Annotated in this window: 12 protein-coding genes; 9 read left to right on the top strand and 3 right to left on the bottom strand. The window is 69.9% G+C overall.

All coding sequences use genetic code 11. The features are described from left to right. The first annotated feature begins 35 nt into the window (after nt 1-35). Nucleotides 36-1,868 carry a putative bifunctional diguanylate cyclase/phosphodiesterase gene (locus LY44_RS16270; RefSeq protein ID WP_055209693.1) on the top strand — a complete coding sequence of 611 codons (1,833 nt, stop codon included), beginning with the start codon at nt 36-38 and terminating at the stop codon, nt 1,866-1,868. A 9-nt stretch (nt 1,869-1,877) separates the two neighbouring features. Further along, nucleotides 1,878-3,749 carry a CHASE4 domain-containing protein gene (locus LY44_RS16265; protein ID WP_055209694.1) on the top strand — a complete coding sequence of 624 codons (1,872 nt, stop codon included), beginning with the start codon at nt 1,878-1,880 and terminating at the stop codon, nt 3,747-3,749. 4 nt (nt 3,750-3,753) lie between these two features. Here the strand turns inward: LY44_RS16265 and LY44_RS16260 are convergent, their stop codons facing one another. Then, nucleotides 3,754-4,998, bottom strand: a complete 1,245-nt coding sequence (locus tag LY44_RS16260; protein WP_055209707.1) for a molybdopterin molybdotransferase MoeA — start codon at nt 4,996-4,998, stop codon at nt 3,754-3,756. Between the two features lie 435 nt (nt 4,999-5,433). On the opposite strand from LY44_RS16260, the gene LY44_RS16255 reads away from it, so the two are divergent. From LY44_RS16255 to LY44_RS16225, 7 genes are read left to right on the top strand one after another with little or no spacing between them, the layout of a single operon-like run. Further along, a complete protein-coding gene (locus LY44_RS16255; RefSeq protein WP_055209695.1) occupies nt 5,434-6,264 on the top strand; it encodes a MurR/RpiR family transcriptional regulator in 831 nt (276 codons plus the stop codon). A 25-nt stretch (nt 6,265-6,289) separates the two neighbouring features. Next, a complete protein-coding gene (locus LY44_RS16250; RefSeq protein WP_055209696.1) occupies nt 6,290-7,066 on the top strand; it encodes an ABC transporter substrate-binding protein in 777 nt (258 codons plus the stop codon). Between the two features lie 24 nt (nt 7,067-7,090). Next, nucleotides 7,091-7,801 carry an ABC transporter permease gene (locus LY44_RS16245; RefSeq protein WP_201778580.1) on the top strand — a complete coding sequence of 237 codons (711 nt, stop codon included), beginning with the start codon at nt 7,091-7,093 and terminating at the stop codon, nt 7,799-7,801. A 1-nt stretch (nt 7,802) separates the two neighbouring features. Next, on the top strand, nt 7,803-8,501 hold the full coding sequence (locus LY44_RS16240) for an ABC transporter permease (RefSeq protein WP_065118363.1): 699 nt from the start codon (nt 7,803-7,805) through the stop codon (nt 8,499-8,501). Between the two features lie 3 nt (nt 8,502-8,504). Further along, nucleotides 8,505-9,284 carry an ABC transporter ATP-binding protein gene (locus LY44_RS16235; protein WP_055209697.1) on the top strand — a complete coding sequence of 260 codons (780 nt, stop codon included), beginning with the start codon at nt 8,505-8,507 and terminating at the stop codon, nt 9,282-9,284. Then, nucleotides 9,281-10,408: an o-succinylbenzoate synthase gene (gene menC / locus LY44_RS16230; RefSeq protein ID WP_081024405.1), complete on the top strand. Its 1,128-nt coding sequence runs from the start codon at nt 9,281-9,283 to the stop codon at nt 10,406-10,408. Before LY44_RS16235 ends, menC begins: the two co-directional genes overlap by 4 nt. Next, nucleotides 10,405-11,130 carry a GNAT family N-acetyltransferase gene (locus tag LY44_RS16225; RefSeq protein WP_055209698.1) on the top strand — a complete coding sequence of 242 codons (726 nt, stop codon included), beginning with the start codon at nt 10,405-10,407 and terminating at the stop codon, nt 11,128-11,130. Before menC ends, LY44_RS16225 begins: the two co-directional genes overlap by 4 nt. Here LY44_RS16225 and LY44_RS16220 read toward each other — a convergent pair. Next, nucleotides 11,127-17,972 (bottom strand): hypothetical protein, encoded by a 6,846-nt coding sequence (locus tag LY44_RS16220; protein WP_055209699.1) that lies wholly within the window; start codon nt 17,970-17,972, stop codon nt 11,127-11,129. The two genes, LY44_RS16225 and LY44_RS16220, sit on opposite strands and share 4 nt — an antisense overlap. A 208-nt stretch (nt 17,973-18,180) precedes the next feature. Beyond that, on the bottom strand, nt 18,181-18,921 hold a 741-nt coding region (locus tag LY44_RS18065; RefSeq protein WP_170126698.1), incomplete at its 5' end, for a LamG domain-containing protein.

Here is an 18,921-nt window from a genome sequence, read left to right as displayed (position 1 = left end):
CGGCTAGTCTCGGCCCAAATCTCCGGGAGGACCGCATGTCCATTCTCGTCATTGATGACGAAGCCGCCGTTCGCGACGCCTATCGCCTTTTGTTTTCCAGCCCCGCCCCCTCCCGTTCCCTGTCCCGCGCCGATGCGCTGGCCGAGGAACTCTTCGGCGCCGCGCTTCCGCCGCCGGTGTCCCGGGAGGCCCCGGCCTTCGAGGTCAGCTTTGCCGCGCAGGGGCTGGAGGGTATCGAGCTGGCGGCGCGGGCCCTGCAGGAGGGCACGCCCTTCAAGGTCGCCTTTGTCGACGTGCGGATGCCGCCGGGGATCGACGGCAAGGAAACCGCGCGCCGCTTGCGCGCGATCGACCCCGATCTGCAGATCGTCATCGTGTCGGCCTGGTCGGACCATTCGGTGACCGACATCACCGCCGTGGCCGGTCCGGCCGACAGGATCTTTTACATCTGCAAGCCCTTCGAGCCCGACGAGGTGCGGCAGATGGCCCGGGCCCTGTGCGAAAGATGGGACAATGACACCCGCCAGCTGATGGTCCTGCGCGCCAAGATCGCCGAACTCGCCGCCAGCGAGGCCCGCGCCCAGCACATCGCCAGCCATGATTTCCTGACCGGCGCGGCGAACCGGATGGCGTTCCAGAACCGGCTGGTCGAACGGCTTGAGGCCGGGCCGAACGATCTTTTCGTCGCTTTCCTTGATCTCGACCATTTCAAGCATGTGAACGACACCTTCGGCCATGACGCCGGCGACGAAGTCATCCGCATGGCCTGTGCCGCCTTTTGCGCCCGCGCCCCCGAGGGGACGATGGTGGCGCGTCTGGGGGGCGACGAATTCGGCGTGTTGCTGACCGGGACGGACCGGGAGACGGCGGTGGCCACCTGTCAGGGGCTTTTGGAAACCTGTTCGGGGGATTTCTCGGTTTTCGGCAATTCGGTCTTCATCGGCGCCTCCTGCGGGCTGGTTGACGGGTCGTGCCATCCCGATTGCGACGCCGCCGATCTGATGCGCTTTGCCGATCTGGCGCTGTTTGCCGCGAAACAGGATGGCGGCCAGACGGTGCGGGTGTTCGACAAGCAGCTCGACGCCAGCCAGCAGTTTCGCCAGCGCATCGAGGCGGGGCTGTTCTACGCGCTCGCCAGCGCGGAATTGTCGATCCATTACCAGCCCATCGTCGCCTCGGACACGCTGGAGGTGGTGGGCTACGAGGCGCTGTTGCGCTGGAACAGCCGCGATTACGGCACCGTGCCGCCCGGCGTCTTCATGCCGATCGCCGAGGAAAGCCCGGTGACGCTGCTTCTGGGCGACTGGGTGGTGGAACGGGTGCTGTGCGATGCCCGCGGCTGGCCTGGAAAGTTCACCGCGATCAACTTCTCGCCGCGGCAGTTCCAGCGTCAGGATTTCGTTGCCCGCCTCGCCGCCGAGGCGCGGCAGAACGGCCTTGCCCCGGCGCTGATCCAGATCGAGGTCACCGAAAGCACGCTGCGCGCCCATGCCCGGCAAAGCCGCAAGATCGTCGACGAGCTGCGCGCCCAGGGTTTCCGGGTGGCGATCGACGATTTCGGCACCGGCGCTTCCAGCATCACCCATCTGCAGGATCTTGCCGTCGATGCGATCAAGATCGACCGCAGTTTCATCGAGGGAATGGACCGCGATCGCCCCTCGGCCGCCATCGTCACCGCGCTGTCGCATCTGGCCGCGGGGCTGGGCCTTGACATCGTCGCCGAGGGGGTGGAACGGATCAGCCAACGCGACGTGTTGCGCCAACTCGGCTGCACCCATCTGCAGGGCTTCCTGTTCGGCCAGGGTCAGGCGGTGGAGCGGGTTCTCTCCGCCTCCGGGGGCGAACCCAGCCGCAGCGCCGCAGGGTAAGGCGACGCGATGCGCCTGCGCCTGCCCGTCCCGCGCGCCAAAAGCCTGCGCGCCGCCCTGATCTTCGAACTGACGGCGATCGGCATCAGCGCGGCGGCGCTGTTTGCGATGGTGCTTGGCGTGATGATCCACAGCAGTTTCGGCGCACTGGAAAATGCCGAGATCGGCCGGGACGTCGACCGCGCCCGGGCGGCGCTGAGCGCCGGTCTTGTCGCCAACGAGGCGCATGTGCTTGACTGGGGGCTTTGGGACGAGACCTTCTTCTACCTGCGCGCTTTTGATCGCGCTTATGAAGACCGCAACATCAACGCGATCTCCTTCGTCAATGCCGAAATCTCTTGCGCCGCCTTCCTGCGGCTGGACCGGTCCGCGCAACGCGCCTTCTGTTTCGACCCCGAGACCGGGGCGCCCGACCCCGATCTGGCCACCGCCGTCCTGGCCGATGTCGATGCCATGGCGTTGCAGCCCTCTCGCGATGGCAAGACCGCCTCGGCGGGCTATTGGCAGCAGGGCGGGCGCCTTTACGCCGTGGCCAGCGCCCCGGTGCGGCGCAGCAACGGGGCGGGCACGCCCGAGGGGGTTCTGGTCTTCCTGCATCTGATCGAGGCGGCGAGCCTGTCCCAATCCCTGCAGGTTCCGGTGCGGCTCGACTTTTCGGATTTTTCGACGGTGCCGGTGGTGGTCGGCGCGGATGATCTTGTGGATGTCGCGGTTCCGGTGGCGATGGGCGCGGGGCCCCCGGTGGCGATGCTGCGCTTTCAGTTGCCGCGCCTTGTGCTGGCGGCGGGCGAACGGCTGCGCGATCTGACTGTCGTGGCGCTGCTGGGCCTGCTGGCGGCGCTGATGGCGCTGCTCGGGCGGCGGCTCTCCACGCAGGTTCTGGCGCCGATCCTCGCCTTTCGCGAACATGTGGTGCGGATCCGGCATGCGGGCGAGCTGGTGCCGTTCGAGGGCCCGCCGCGGGCCGATGAAATCGGCGCCCTGCACCGGGATTTCAACGAGATGGCGGCGGAACTCGAGGCTTTGCGCCTGTCTCATGCCGCGCAATCCTTCGCGCTTGGCCGCGAGCAGAATGCGACCGGGCTTTTGCACAATCTGCGCAACAGTCTCAGCCCGGTGCGGGTGATCCTGGCCGATCTGAACCGCCATCTGCTCCCCGACCTGCCGCCCGAGGCGGGCCGGGCGCGGCAGGAACTGGCCGATCCGCAGACCGCCGCGGACCGCCGAGAGCGCCTGGTCGCCTATCTTGACGCGCTTGACGCCGAGCGGGACCAGCGCGGGGCCGAGGCGCGTGCACTGCTGCAGGAGGCGGGACGCTGCCTGACCGAGGCGCTCGAGGCGATGCGGGCGCCGCGCGATCCCGCCCGGGTGAACCGCGACGAGGCCTGCGATCTGACCCGGGCGCTGGGCCGGGCCGCGACGGCGGCGCGCTTCGTGGAAGGGCCGAAGATCGATCTGTCGATCGACTGTCCGCCGGGGCTGCAGGTGCGCGGCAACCGGGTTCTGCTGGCGCAGATCCTGGAAAATCTGGTCGTCAACGCCACCGAGGCGATCGCCGCCAGCGGCCGGGCGCAGGGCCGGATCGCGATCGGCGTGACGCTTTCCGAAGACGGCCAGCGCTGCCGCGTCACGCTGGCCGATGATGGCGACGGCTTCGATGCCGCCACCGGGGCGCGGCTGTTCGAGCGCGGCTTTTCCACCCGCACCGACAAGCACGGCGGGCTGGGGCTGCATTGGTGCGCCAACACGCTCTCGGCGCTGGGGGGCAGGGTGACGCTGACCAGCCCCGGCAAGGGGCTGGGGGCGGTGGCCTGCCTCGATTTGCCGCTGAATCTGCCGCTGACCGGGGCCTCGGCCGGGCGGTTGCGCCCGGCGGGCTGAGCGCTCAGCGGTTTCCGGCCTCGAAAGGCTGCCAGCAGATCGGCGTGCCGACGCCGACCCGGGTGGTCTCCGCCGACACGAAGCCCAGACCATCCGCCTCGGCGAGCGGAAAGAGCGTGGCCGAGGTGCCCTCGCCCAGACGCTGCACCACCGGCAGGCCGTCGATTTCCCGGTTTCCAAGCCGGATCGGGAAGATCTCGGCCCGGCCCGGCTTGCGGATCCAGTCGAACCCGGCCCGTCCGGCACAATGGAAGAGCGGCGCCGGAACCGCGCCCTTCAGCCGGGCGATCTGCGCCGAGACGAAGAGCGTGAAGCCGACCATCGCCGAGAACGGATTGCCGGGCAGGCCGGTCACCGCCGCAGTGCCCAGACGGCCGAACATCACCGGCTTGCCGGGCTTGAGCGCCACTTTCCAGCCGTCGATCTGCCCGCCCGCCGCAAGCAGCGCCGGGCGCAGGTGATCGCGCCCGCCCATCGACACCGCGCCGGTGGTCACGATCAGATCATAACGCCCCTGCAGGCTGGCGAATTTCGCCACCGTCGCCTCGGCCTCGTCGGGCAGGATGCCGTGATCGTCGACCTCGGCGCCCGCGCCTTGCGCCAGCGCGATCAGCATGGGCCGGTTCACATCCGGCATCGTGTCCCGCGACGATCCTGCGGCCTCCGGCCGGTGCAGCTCGTCGCCGGTCGACAGGATCGCCAGCCGCGGACGGCGCACGACCTCGACCCGGGCCACGCCGTTCGAGGCCAGAAGGCCGATGTGATGCGCCCGAAGGCGGGTGCCGCGGCGCAGCAAAAGCCCGCCCGCAGGCTGTTCCGAGCCCACGGCGCGGATATGCGACCCCGGCGCGGGGACGGCGGTCAGCTGCACCTCGGCGCCGGTCTCGGTCACCTCTTCGACCGGCACGACGGCATCGGCGCCCGCGGGGATCTGCGCGCCGGTGAAGATGCGCAGCGCGGCGCCTTCGGGCAGGGGGGGCGCCTGCATCCCGGCCGCGACCGTGCCCGCGACGGGCAGCGTCAGAGCCGCGGCCAGATCGGCGGTGCGCAGGGCAAAACCGTCCATCGCCGCGCGGGCGGTGCGGGGCAGGGCGATCTCGGCGCGCAGGCTGCTGGCCGAGGTGCGGCCCGTGGCCTGCGCCAGATCGAGACTTTCGCTGTCGCCGATCGGCGCGACCAGACCGCAGGCCAGACGGCGGGCGGAATCGAGGTCGAGCATCGCGGATGCCGGGTGATCGAGTGCGGGCATCTGCCGTTCCTTTCGTGTCGGACCGGGCGCCGCTTGCGGGCGGCGGGCCGGAAAAAGCGGGGTGGAAACCATCCCGGTCGGGGCTTGCGGCGGGATCGGACGCGAGGGGCTCCGCGCCGCGGCCCGGGGCGAGCATCGGACCCGCGCGGCGGAAGGTCAACCTGCTCCGCTTGCGATATTTTCCCTCGTCCTGCGTCGGAAATCGGGTTTCGCAGGCGGCGCCCGTTTGCGCGCCGCTGCCTGCAATCGCGGCACAGGCCGTGCCGGACCGCGATTTTTCCGCCCTGGTCCCGGCTTGGCGCTTGCAAGATAAATGCAACCGAAGTCTTTGTGACAGAAAGCTGACATTGATTCGCGGAGCCGATCCTGACCGAGACCGACCAACAGCCCCTGCGCGCGCGGCTTGCCCTGGCCGCCGAGACCGGCTCGCCGTCGATGCGGGCGATTGCGCATTTCATGCTGGCGCAGTTTCAGGACCTGCCCTTCGAGACGGCGGCGACGCTGGCGGCCAGGGTTCAGGTTAGCGAGGTCAGCATCGGCCGGTTCTGCCGCGCCATCGGCTATGCGAATTTCAAGGATCTCAAGGACCATCTGCGCGATGACATCGGCGATCAGCCCTGGCTGATCAAGGACCGGCTGGACGCGCTGCGCCGCGCCTCGGATCAGCGCGACGAACGGCTGTCGCAGGGGCTGAAAGCCGAGATCGCCGGGCTGGTGGGGGTTTACGAACTGGCCCGGACCGAGGATTGGCAGCGGGTGGCCTTGCGGTTTGCCCGGGCCCGGCGGGTGCTGGTGGCGGGCTTCCAGACCGAGCGCGGTCTGGCGCAGTACTTCGCCGCGCAGATGCAATATGTCCGCCCCGGGGTGCAAGGCGTCGATCTTTCGACGGGCAATTTCGCGGAAGTGCTGGCCGAATCTGACGCGCCCGAAGACACCTGTCTGGCGATTTTCGAGGCGCGTCGTTACGCCCGGCAGGCGCTGGTTCTGGCGCGCGAGGCGCGGGCGCGGGGCATTGCGGTGACGCTTTTCACCGACCGCTATTGCAGCTGGGGCGCCGATCACGCCTCCGAGGTCTTCAGCGTGGCGACCGAGGTGAACCAGTTCTGGGATTCCACCGCGCATCTGGCGCTTTTGGGCAACCTCCTGATCAACGACATCTTTCTGGCGCTGGGCGAGGGCGCCGAAACCCGTCTGAATGAAATCGCGCGGCTTTACGGCGCGTTCAGCGGCCATGTCGGCAACCCGCTGACACCGGTCGCGCAATGACCACCACCAACAGGGGAAAGACACCATGACACTGCGTTCGAAACTTCTGGCCTGCACGCTGGCCCTTGTCGCGATGACGGGCGCCGCGCAGGCCGAGAAACTGCGGCTGGGCACCGAGGGCGCCTATCCGCCCTTCAACTTCGTGCAGCCCGACGGCACGATCGCGGGCTTCGATCTCGATATCGGGCTGGAACTGTGCAAGCGCATCGGCGCCGACTGCGAGGTGGTGGCGCAGGATTGGGACGGCATCATCCCCGGCCTGATCGCGCAGAAATACGATTTCGTCATCGCCTCGATGTTCATCACCGAGGAACGCAAGCAGCAGGTCGCCTTCACCAACCCCTATTACATGGCGGCGATGACCCATGTCGTGCCGAAAGACTCCGAAATTTCCGAATTTTCGAACGAGACCCTGGCGGGCAAGGTCGTCGGCGCGCAATCGGGCACGACGCAGGCCGATTATGCGGTGAAGATGTACCCCGATGCCGATGTGCGGCTCTATCCGACCCAGGACGAGGCGAGCCTCGACATGGCTTCGGGGCGGCTTGACGTGATGGTGGGCGACATGCTGCCGCTGCTTGATTTCGTCGAGAAATCCGAAGACGGCACATGCTGCAAGCTGGCGGGCGCGCCGATCACCGATCCGGCCTTTGTCGGCGAGGGCGTGGGCATTGCCGTGCGGCAGGAGGACAACGCGCTGCGCGAGCGGCTGAACAAGGCCCTGGCCGAGATCCGCGCCGACGGCACCTACAAGAAAATCAACGACAAATACTTCTCGATCGACATCTATTCGATGAAGTGATCACGGCCCCGGCCGAGGCGGCAGATGATGGAAACGCTGTTCTCATATGGCCCCCAAGGCTGGGGCGACGAACTCCTCGCGGGGCTCGGGGTGACGCTGCAACTTGCAGCGGCCACCCTTCCCTTGGGGCTTTTGCTGGGCTTTTTCGTGGCGGCGCTCTCGCTCTCGCGCCGCCCCGGGCTGCGGGCGATGGGCTGGGGCTATACGACGGTGATGCGCGGGATGCCGGAAATCCTGACGCTGTTCATCGTCTACAACGGGCTGGGGCTGGGGCTGAACCGGCTTTTGGACGCCTTTGCCCCGCAGCTCGGCGCGGTCGATTTCCCGCCCTTCGCGGCGGGCGTCATCGCGCTCGCCCTCGTCTTTGCCGCCTTCGCCGCCGAGGTGCTGCGCGGCGCCTTTCAATCCGTGCCCGAGGGGCAGGTGCTGGCGGGCCTTGCCATCGGCATGACCGGGCGACAGGTGTTCTGGCGCATCAAGCTGCCGCAATTGTGGCGCTTTGCCCTGCCGGGCATGGGGAACCTCTGGCTCAACCTGTTGAAAGATACGGCGCTCGTCTCGGTCATCGCGCTCGATGATCTGATGCGGGCCACCAAGGTCGCGGTCGGCGTGACGAAACAGCCCTTCACCTTTTATCTGGCCGCCTGCCTGATCTATTGGGCGCTTTGCCTTGGCTCGGAACTGGTGCTGGCGCGGCTTGAAGCGCGGGCGAACCGCGGCCTGCGGAGGGTCTGAGATGAGCCTGATCGAGAGCCTCTCCGCCAATCTGCCGAAACTGCTCGACGGCCTGGAAACGACGCTGCTGCTGACCGGCCTTGGCGCCGCGCTGGCCGCCGTCTTCTCGCCCGGTCTGGCGCTGATCCGTCTGGGCGGCCCCACCCCGGCCAAGGTGCTGTTGCGGATCTACATCTCCTTCATGCGCGGCACGCCCTTGCTGGCGCAGCTGTTTCTGGTCTTCTACGGCTCGGGGCAATTCCGCGCCGAGCTGACCGCGCTGGGCCTGTGGTCGTTCTTCCGCGATCCGTTCAACTGCGCCGTGCTGGTCTTCGTGCTGAATTCCTGCGCCTATCAGACCGAAATCCTGCGCGGCGGGTTGCAGGCGGTGCCGCCCGGAGAGATCGAGGCCGCCCGCGCCATCGGCATGACCCGGGCGCAGGTTCTGGCCCGCGTCACCTTTCCCCATGCCTATCGCATCGCCTGGCCGGCTTTGGGCAATGAGGTGATCTTGCTGATGAAAGCCTCGGCGCTCGCCTCGATCGTCACCGTCTTCGACCTGATGGGACGAACGCGGCAGATCTTCTCGCGCAGTTTCGAGTTTTCCGTCTATTTCGAAGCCGCGGCACTTTATCTGCTGATCACCGTCGTCTTCGTCTTTTTGTGGCGGCAGATCGAACGCCGCCTGACCCGCCCGATGCGCCGCACGCAAGGAAACTGAGCCATGCCCCCGAAAACCGCAACCGATCTGGTGCTGAGCGCGCAGGACATCCACAAGAGCTTCGGCGCGCAGGAGGTGCTCAAGGGCATCACCCTTGGTGCGCGCAACCATGACGTGATCTCGATCCTCGGCACCTCGGGGTCGGGCAAATCGACCTTTCTGCGTTGCCTGAACTGTCTGGAAATTCCGAATTCGGGTTCCGTCGCCGTGCATGGCGAGGAGATCGTCTTTCGCAACGGCCGCATCGGCGATCAGCGCCAGATCGAGCGGATGCGCCGCCATCTGGGCATGGTGTTTCAGCAGTTCAACCTCTGGACCCATCGCACCGCGCTGGAAAACGTCATGGAAGGCCCGGTGCAGGTCAAGCGCATGGCCAAGCCCGAAGCCCGCGATCTGGCCGAGGCGCTTCTGGCCCGCGTCGGTCTGGCCGACCGGATGCACCATTACCCGGCGATGCTCTCGGGCGGGCAGCAGCAGCGCGTGGCGATTGCCCGCGCGCTGGCGATGGAACCCGACGTGATCCTGTTCGACGAGCCGACTTCGGCGCTCGACCCGGAACTGGTGGGCGAGGTGCTGAAGGTGATGCAGGATCTCGCCGCCGAGGGGCGCACGATGATCGTTGTCACCCACGAGATGGCCTTTGCCCGCGACGTCTCGACCGAGGTCGTGTTCCTGAACGAAGGCCGGATCGCCGAACAGGGCCCGCCCGACAAGCTTTTCGATCACCCCGAAACCGAGGTGTTCGCCCGTTTCATCTCCAAAACCCGCCGAGATATCGCATGACCCAAGCCTTTGCCGGGGTGACGATCGACAGCGCCGAGCTGCGCGTCGTCAACCTGCCCCTGATCACCCCTTTCACCGTCTCGAACCAGACCCTGACCGACAAGACCTTTCCGCTGCTCACGCTGCGGGCGGACGGGGTCGAGGGTTATGGCGAGGGGGTGATGGACCCCTATCCCGATTATCTGGAGGAGACCCTTCCCGGGGCGCTCGCCTTCCTGCGCGAGCTGATCCTGCCGCAGATCGTCGGCAAGCGGATCGGCAATCCGGCCGAGCTGACGGCGCTGCTCGCCCCCTGGCGCGGTCACAAGATGAGCAAGGCGCTGGTGGAACTGGCGTTCTGGGATCTGTGGACGAAGGCCTTGAACCTGCCGCTTTGTGCGGCTTTGGGCGGCGTTCGCGACGCCGTTCCGGTGGGGGTGTCGCTCGGCATCACGCCGATCGACCGCACGCTTGAGCGCATCGCCGAGGCCGAGGCCGCGGGCTACAAGCGCATCAAGCTGAAGGTGGCGCAGGGCCATGACCTGAAGCTGCTCGATGCGGTGCGGCGCGATTTCCCCGCCGTCAAGCTGACGGTCGATGCGAACACGGCTTACGGTCTGGCCGATCTGGCGACGCTGCGGGCGATGGATCGCTTCGATCTCGATTACATCGAGCAGCCCTTGGCCGTCGATGACATCCACGATCATGCGCTGGTGCAACGCGAGATCGCCACCGCGATCTGTCTGGATGAATCGATCCGCACGCCCGCCGATTGCCGCAAGGCGCTGGCGGCGGGGGCGGCGCGGGTGATCAACATCAAGGTCGGCCGGGTCGGCGGCTACACGGCGGCGAAGGCGATCCATGACGTGTCCGAGGCCTTCGGCGCCCCGGTCTGGTGCGGTGGCATGCTGGAAAGCGGGATCGGCCGGGCCCACAACATCCATCTGGCGACGTTGCCGAATTTCACCAAACCGGGCGACACCTCCTCGGCCAGCCGCTATTTCCACCGCGACATCATCGCCGAACCGCTGGAAGCCACTGATGGGCTGATGCCGGTGCCGGGGACCGGCGCGGGGATCGGGGTGACGCTGGATCGGCCGTTCCTGAACAGTGTCACCCGCTCGACCGAGGAGATCCGCCCATGACCGCCGCGGTGATCCTGCGCGAGCTTGCGGGCGTCGCCGAGCTGCAACAGGCCGAGCGCTTTCAGGTCGAGGTCTGGGGCGAGGGCGAGCGGCCCGACAACAGCGACATCATGCTGGCGCTTCAGCACGAAGGCGCGCTGGTGGCCGGGGCCTTTGCGGGCGATCAGATGCTGGGGTTTCTCTTCGGTTTCCCCAGCGCCACGCCCGGGGTGCAGCATTCGCACCGGCTGGCGGTGTCGCAAAAGGCGCGCGGTCTGGGGCTGGGGGCGCGGCTGAAATGGTTCCAGCGCGACTGGTGTCTGGCGCGCGGCATCCGGCTGGTGCGCTGGACCTATGATCCCCTGCGCGCGATCAATGCCGGGCTGAACATCGCGGTGCTGGGGGCGAGGGCGCAGGAGTATCTGCCCGATTATTACGGGCCGATGCCGGGGATCAATGCGGGCCTGCCCTCGGACCGGGTGATGGCGGTCTGGCAGCTCGATGCGCCGTGGGTCGTCGCCCGGGCCGCGGGCCAGCCGTCGCCCGCGCCGCAGACCGCGGCCACAGCCGGGATCCCCGCCGATATCGACGCGCTCCTGCAGGCCGATCCGGCCCGCGCCCTGGCCGAACGGATGCGCCTGCGCGCCGCCCTGCAAGAGGCCTTTGCCGCGGGTCTGGCGATCACCGGCTTCGACCGCCAGAGCTGCCGCTATCTGCTCGACCGGCCCGCGGCGGCCGCTTAAAGCGACAGCGCCGCGATCTGCGCCGCCGTCATCGCGTCGCGCTGCGTCTCGGTAAAGGCGGCGACCTGAATTCCGGTCAGCGCCCGGATGTCGGCGGTTTCCAGCGCGACGATCTGATCCAGCGTGAAGGCCGCGATCTGCGCGGTGGTCCAGCCGCCCATCTGCGTCGTGCGCAGGGCGCGGATCGCCGCCGTCGACAGCGCCGTGACGGCGGCGGTGCTCAGCGCATGGATCTGCGCCGTGGTCAGGCTGGCGACCTGCGCGGTCATCAGCGCTGCCGCCTGCGCGCTGGCCAGGCTGCCGATCTGCGCCGTGCCAAGGCCGACGATCGCCGCGGCGCTGATCCGGGCCAGATCCTGCGCCTCCAGCGCCCGCACCTGCGCCGTGCTCAGCGCCGCCACCTGGCTCAACGTCAGGCTTGCGGCCTGCGTCGTGGTCAGCGCGCGCACATCATCGGTGCCAAGCCCGCGCAGCGCCGTGGTCGAGAGCGCGGCCAGCGCCGCGGTGCCGATTGCGGCGATCTGATCGGTCGAGAGCGCGGCGACCTGCGTCGAGCCGAGCGCACGGATCGCGCTGGCCGAAATGCCGCGCACCTGATCGGTCGAGAGCGCCGCCGCCTGCGCCGTGGTCAGGCCGGTGATCGCCGTGGCGGTCAGCCGGGCGATCTGTGTCGCGGAAATCGCGGCGATCTGCGTGGTGTCAAGGCTGGCAAGCTGACCCGACCCGAGGCCGCCAAAGGCCGTCGCCGAGAGCCGCGCCAGATCTTCGGCCTCAAGGGCGGCGATCTGCGCGGTGCTCAGCGCGGCGATTTGCGTCGAACTCAGAACCGGTGCCTGCGCCGTGGTCAGGGCCGCGATCTGCGCCGTCGAGAGGCCGCGCAGCGCTGCCGTGCCCAGGCCCGCCAGCGCGCCGGTGCCCAGCGCGGCGATCTGCCCGGTCTCGAAGGCCGCAAGCTGCGCCGAGCCGAAAGCGGCGGCCGCGGCGGCGGCGATGGCGCGGATCTGCGCGGTCGTCATCGCCGCGATCTGCGGCACGCCGAGGCCCGCGATCGCCGCCGAGCCAAGCCGCGCCATCTGCATTTCCGTCAGCGCGGCGATCTGCGCGGTGTCAAAGGCCGCCATCTGCGCCGCGCCGATCCCCGCCATCGCCACGGGCGCAAGCTGCGCCACATCCGCGGCGTCAAGGGCGGCGATCTGCGCCGCCGACAGCGCCCGGATCTGCGCCGAGCCGAGCCGGGCGACCTGCGCCCCGGTCAGGGCGGCGACATCGGCGGTTTCCATCCCGCGCAGCGCCGCCGTGGTCAGCGCCGGAATGACCGCGCTGCCCAGCGCCGCGATCTGCGCCGTGCCGAAAGCCGCCAGCTGCGCCGAGCCAAGCGCGGTGACCGCCGCGCTCGACAGCGCCGCGACCTGCGCCGTGCTCAGCGCCGCGATCTGCCGCGTCGTCAGCCCGGCAATCGCCGCGCCGGTCAGCCGCGCGATCTGCGCCGTGGTCAGGGCGCGGATCTGCGCCGTGCTCAGGCCTGGCATCAGCGCGGTCCCGAACCCCGCCATGGCCGAGACCGAAAGCTGGGCGATATCCGCGGTTTCCAGCGCCGCGATCTGCGCCGTGCTCAGCGCTGCGATCTGCGCCGCGCTCAGCCGTGCCGCCTGCGCCGTGGTCAGGGCGACGATGTCATTCGTGCCGAGCCCCTTCAGCGCGGCCGTGCTCAGCGCGCCGATCGCCCCGGTCGACAGCGCCGCCACCTGCCGCGTCGAGAAGGCGGCAAGCTGCGCCGAGCCCAACGCCCGCAACGACGAGGGGGCGATCTGCGCCAGATCCTCGGTCTCGAAGGCGGCGACCTGCGTCGTGGTGAGCGCGCCGATCTGCGCCGAGGTCAGACGCGCCGCCTGCGCCGTGGTCAGCGCCACGATATCCTCGCTTGCCAGCCCGGCCAACGCCGCCGTGCCCAGCGCCGCCACCGCCGCCGTGCTCAGCGCCTCGATCTGCTCGGTGGTGAAGGCGGCCACCTGTGCGGCGCTGAAGCCGCGCGCCGCGCCGCCGGAAATCGCCCGCGCCTGAGCGGTGGACAGGGCGGCGATCTGCCCGGTCGAAAAGGCCGCGATCGCCGCCGTGCCCAGCTGCCCGATCCGCGTCGCCCCCAGCGCGACGATCTGCGCCGTGCCCAGCCCGGCCACCTGCGCCGCGCCAAAGCCCGCCATCGCCGCGCTGGAGAGGCGGCCGAAATCGTCGATCTCGAGCGCGCCGACCTGGCGCGAGGTCAGGGCCGCCAGCTGCCCCGAGGTCAGCGCCGCCACCGCCGCATCGTTCAGCGCCGCCATGTCCGCCGTGTCCAGCCCCGCCAGCGCCGTCGTCGTCAGCGCCGCCACCGCCGCCGTGCCCAACGCCGCGATCTGCGCCGTGTCGAAACCCGCCACCTGCGTCGCGCTCAGCGTCCGGGCCGCGGTGGCCGAAAACGCGCCGATCTGCTCGACCGTGAACCCCGCCAGCTGCGCCGTGCCGAGGCCAAGAACCGCCGCCGTGCTCAGCCGCGCCACCTGCGCAAGGCTCAGTGCCGCGATCTGCGCCGTGCTCAGCCCGACGATCTGATCCGAGCTCAGGCCCTGCAACGCCAGCGTGCCCAGCTGGCCCAGATCCGCGGTGTCGATGGCGCGGATCTGCGCCGTGCTGAAAGCCGCGATCTGGGTCGAGGTCAGCGCCGCCACCGCCTCGCCCTCCAGCGCGGCGATGTCATTTGTGCCCAGCCCGGCCAGCGCGGCGGTGCCCAGCCCGCCGACCGCCGCCGTCGACAGCGCCGCGACCTGCGCCGTGCCCAGCGCCGTCAGCTGCGCCGCGCTCAGCCCGCGCGCGGCGGTGGCCGAGAGCGCGCCCAGCTGCTCCAGCGAGAGGCTGGCGATCTGCGCCGTGCTCAACCCCGACAGCGCGCCGCTGGACAGCGCGGTGACCTGATCGGCCGAAAGGCTGGCCAGTTGCGCCGTCGAGAGCACCCGCGCCTGCGCCGAGGTCAGGCCCCGGATCGCGGTGGTGGCCACCTGCGCCAGATCCTCGGTCTGGAAGGCGGCGATCTGCGTCGTCGTCAGGGCGGCGATCTGGCGCGACATCAGCGCCGCCGCCGCCTCGGCGGTCAGCGCGACGATGTCATTCGTGCCAAGGCCCGCCAGCGCCGAGGGGCTCAGCGCCGAAAGCGCCGCCGTCGACAGCGCGGCGATCTGCGCGGTGGAAAGGGCGGCGATCTGCGCCGAGCCCATCCCGGCGCCGCCGCCCGCCGAAAGCGCCGCCAGCTGATCGCCCGCCAGCGCCGCCACCTGCGCCGTCGACAGCGCGCCCAGCGCCGTGCTGCTCAGGCAGGCCACCTGTTCGGTGCCAAGCGCCGCCATCTGCGTCAGGCTCAGGCCCTTGACCTGATTGGAGCCCAGCCCCGGCATCGCGGTGGTGGTCAGCCGCGCCAGATCGCCCGCTTCCAGCGCCGCGATCTGCTGCGAACTCAGCGCCGCGACCTGCGTCGAGGTCATCGCGCCGACCTGATCGCCGCTCAGCGCCGCCACCGCCGCGCCGCTCAGCCCCTTGAGCGCCGCCGTGCCCAGCGTCGCCATCGCCGCCGTGCTGAAAGCCGCGATCTGCGCCGTGTCCAGCGCCGCGATCTGCGACGAACTCAGCGCCCCGGCGGCGCTGCTCGACAGCGCGGCGATCTGATCGGCGGTCAGCCCGGCGATCTGGCCGGTGGTCAGACCGGCAATCGCCGCGCTCGACAGGCTGGCGATCAGATCGGCGCCAAGGACGCCGATCTGCGCGCCGCTCAGGCATTTGATCTGCGCCGAGCCGAGCCCGGCCAGCGCCGTCGTCGAAAGCCGGGTCAGATCCTCGACCTCGATCGCGGCAAGCTGCGCCGTGCTCAGCGCCGCCACCTGTTGCGAGGTCATCGCCGCCATCTGATCGCCGGTCAGCGCGACGATGTCGCCGGTCGCAAGCCCTTTCAGCGCGCCACTGGCCAGCGCGGCAAAGCTGTCGGTGGCGATCGCGGCGATCTGCGCCGTGGTCAGCGCCGCGATCTGCGCCGAGCCGAGCCCGCCGACCGCGGTGCTGGCCAGCGCCGCGACCTGATCGGTGCCAAGGCTGGCCAGCTGTGCCGTGCCCAGCGCCGTCACCGCCTCCTGCGACAGGGCGGCGACCTGATCGGCCAGCAGGGCCGCGATCTGCCGCGTCGACAGCCCCTTGATCTGGGTCGAACCGAAGCCCGCCAACGCCTCGACCCCGAGCCGCACCAGATCGGCGGTCTCCAGCGCCGCCACCTGCGTGCTGGACAGCGCCAGAAGCTGCGTCGAACCCAGCGCCGCCGCCTGCGCCGTCGTCAGCGCCACGATGTCATCGGTGCCGAGGCCCTTGATCGCATTGGCACTCAGCGCCGTCAGGCTGGCCGTGTTCAGCGCCGCCAGCTGCGTCGTGCTCAACGCCGCCATCTGCGCCGAGGTCAGCCCGCGCACTGCACTGCTGGAAAGCGCGCGGATCTGCGCGGTGCCGAAGGCGCCGATCTGCGTCGCGCTCAGACCCGGGATCGCGGTGTTCGTCAGACCCGCGATCTGCCGCGTCGAAAGCCCCCCGATCTGCGCGCCCGACAGCCCGGCAATCGTGGCCGAGCCGAGCCCGGCCAGTGCCGTCGCGCTGATCTGCGCCAGATCGCCCGCCTCGAAGGCCGCGATCTGCGTGCTGGTCAGCGCGCCGATCTGCACCGAGCCCAGACGCGCCGCCTGCGCCGTCGTCAGCGCCACGATGTCATCGGTCCCAAGGCCGCGGATCGCCGCCGTGCCCAGCGCCGCCACCGTCGCCGAGGCCAGCGCCGCGACCTGCGCCGTGCTCAGCGCCGCCGCCTGCGCCGAACCGAGCCCGGCCACCGCAAGGCTGGAGAGCGCGCCGATCTGTGCGGTGCTCAGCCTGCCGATCTGTGTCGCGCTCAGCCCCGAAACCGCCGCGCTGCCCAGCCCCGCGATCTGCGCCGTGCCCAGCGTCGCGATCTGCGCCGTGCTCAGCGCCCGCGCCTGCGCCGAGCCCAGCCCGGACAGCGCGGCCGACCCGAGCACCGCCATGTCCTCGGTCTCGAAGGCGGCGATCTGCGCCGTCGTCAGCGCCGCGACCTGCGCCGATTTCAGCGCCCGCGCCTGCGCCGTCGTCAGCGCCGCGATATCCTCGGCCGAAAGCCCGCGCAGCCCCGCCGTCGACAGCCCGGCGATCGCCGCCGTGGCCAGCGCCGCGATCTGCCCGGTCTCCAGCGCCGCCAGCTGCGCCGAACTCAGGCCCGCCGCGCCGCTCGCGCTGATCGCCGCCAGCTGCGCCGTGCCAAGCGCGCCGATCTGCGCCGTGCCGAACCCCGCCACCGCCGCACTGCCCAGACCCGCCAGGATCGCCGTGCCCATCGCCGCCAGATGCGCCTCTTTCAGCGCCGCGATCTGCGCCGCGCCCAGCCCGGCCGCCGCCTCGCCCGAGAGCCGGGCGAAATCCTCGACTTCGAGCGCCGCGATCTGTTCGGTGCTCAGCGCCGCCACCTGCGTCTCGGTCATCGCCGCCGCCTGCGCCTGGGTCAGCGCCACGATATCCTCGGTCGTCAGCGCCCGCAGCGCCGCCGTGCCCAGCGCCGCAAAGGCAGAACTGCCCAAAGCCGCGATCTGCGCGGTGGAGAAAGCGTCGATCTGCGCCGAACTCAGCGCCTCGGCGGCCGCCTCGGACAGCGCGGCGATCTGCGCCGTGCCCAGCGCCCCCAGCTGCGCGGTGCTCAGCGCCGTCATCTGCGCCCCGGTCAGCGCCGCAAGTTCGACCGTGCTCAGGCCGGCCATGTCCTCGGTCGAAAGTCCCTTCAGCGCGGCGGTGCCGATCGCCGCGAAGGCCGCGCCGGAAAAGGCGCCGATCTGCGCGGCCGAGAGCGCCGAGAGCTGCGCCGAACTCAGCGCCGTCGCCGCCCGGCTGGCCAGCGCGCGGATCTGCGCCGTCGAAAAGGCGCCGATCTGATCGGTGCCCAGACCCTGGATCATGCTGCTCGTGAGCCCCGCCATCTGCTCGCTCGCCAGCGCCGCCAGCTTGTCGGTGGACAGGCTGCGGATCTGCGCCGAGCCCAGCCCGGCCAGAGCCGCGGTGCTCAGATGCGCGAAATCGACGGTCTCGAAAGCCGCCAGCTGCTCGGTGCTCAGCGCGGCGATCTGCGTTGCGGTCAAGGCCGCGGCGGCATCGGCGCTCAGCGCCACGATGTCCTCTGTCGCCAACCCGCGCAGCGCCGCCGTGCCCAGCGCGGTCACCGCAGGCTCGTTCAGCGCGGCGATCTGCGCCGTGCTCAGGGCCGAAAGCTGCGCCGAACTGACGGCCGCGGCCGCGGTCGCGGTCAGCACATTGAGCTGATCAAGGGTGAGCGCCGCGACCTGCCGCGTGGCCAGCGCCCGCATCTGCGTCGCGGTCAGGCCAAGCATCGCATCCGCGCCCAGCATCGCCAGATCGGCGGTTTCAAAGGCGCTGATCTGCAGCGTCGAGAGCGCCGCGACCTGCGCCGAGGTCAGCGCGGCCGCCTGTTCCGTGGTCAGCGCGACGATCGCCTCGGTCGAAAGGCCGCGCAGCGCGACGGTGTTCAGCACCGCGATCTGCGGAAACAGCAGCGCGGCGAACTGGTCGGTGGTCAGCATCTGCATCTGCAGCGGCGTCAGCCCCGAGACGAAAGCAGTCGACAGCGCCTGGATCTGCGCCGCGCCCAGGGCCCGCATCTGCTCCGGGCTGACGCCGACGATATCGCCCGTCGTCAGACCGGACATGACCGAGGTCGACAGCGCCGCGATTTCGGCCGTCGTCATCGTGCTGAGAAGGGACATTCTGCCACTCACCCTGAAGGGGCCCCTGCGGGCCCGGATCTGTTTCTGGCACCGCCGTTCTGGAATGCCGCGCGCCGATCATCGGTCAGGGGAGTGAAAGAAGCCTTAAATCTGTTGCGCTTGCGCCGATGTCCGGGCGGAAAATGCCGCCTTGCCGATCGGCGCGGGCGCGACAGGCGCGGTCGGGTCGCGATCCTCCGGGGCGGCTTCAGAACGCCCCGGTGCGTGCGTTCACCCAGGCCTCGAGCTGCGCCAGCTCGGCCTCGGTCAGCAACCGGTTGAGGCCCACCGACGGATAGCGGGCGCCGTTCAGATACACCCCCGTTCCGGCCCGCGCCCCGGCGTAAAGCGGATAGGTGCCGTAGCTGCCCAGGCCCTGATCCGCGGCAGATTGCGCGTCCGGAACGCCGTTGATACGCAGCCGGATGATGTCCGCCGAGATCTTGCCGATGCCCGTCACGACGACCGTTTTCGGCGCGGCCTGCCCGGCACTGGTCGCGGCAGAAATCTGCGATCCCTTGAAATTCACTCCGAAATCGGCCGCGGTCCGCGGCGCCAGCAGCGCGAACACGCCGCTCTCCGCCCCGCCGCCGCCAGAGTTTGTGCCCGTCTCGAACACGACGCCCTGGGCCGCATCCGACAGCTTGCGCACCCCCGCGCAGATCGTGGCCTCGTCCGACCCCCAGGCGATCGCGGCCGCCGCCATCCACTGGTTGAGCCCGTTATGGGCCAGACAGCCGCGGCCCTGCGCATCGAGCTGATAGATCGGGCGATTGGCCGCCGTCGCCTGCACGAAACCGATCTGCCCGCCCGCGGTGAATTTCGACAGCCCCACCGGCTGCCCCGCCGCGGTGACCGGGATCGTCCCGGCCGCATCCTGAAACAGCGTCACGCCGGGGATCATCGGCTCGACCCAGCCGATTTCGCCCGAGGCGAACAGGCCGGACGG

The organism is Rhodobacter capsulatus, assembly GCF_003254295.1.
Classification (GTDB): domain Bacteria; phylum Pseudomonadota; class Alphaproteobacteria; order Rhodobacterales; family Rhodobacteraceae; genus Rhodobacter; species Rhodobacter capsulatus.
The sequence above is the reverse complement of the archived record's forward strand: the minus strand, read 5'-3'. Positions and strand labels throughout refer to the sequence as shown.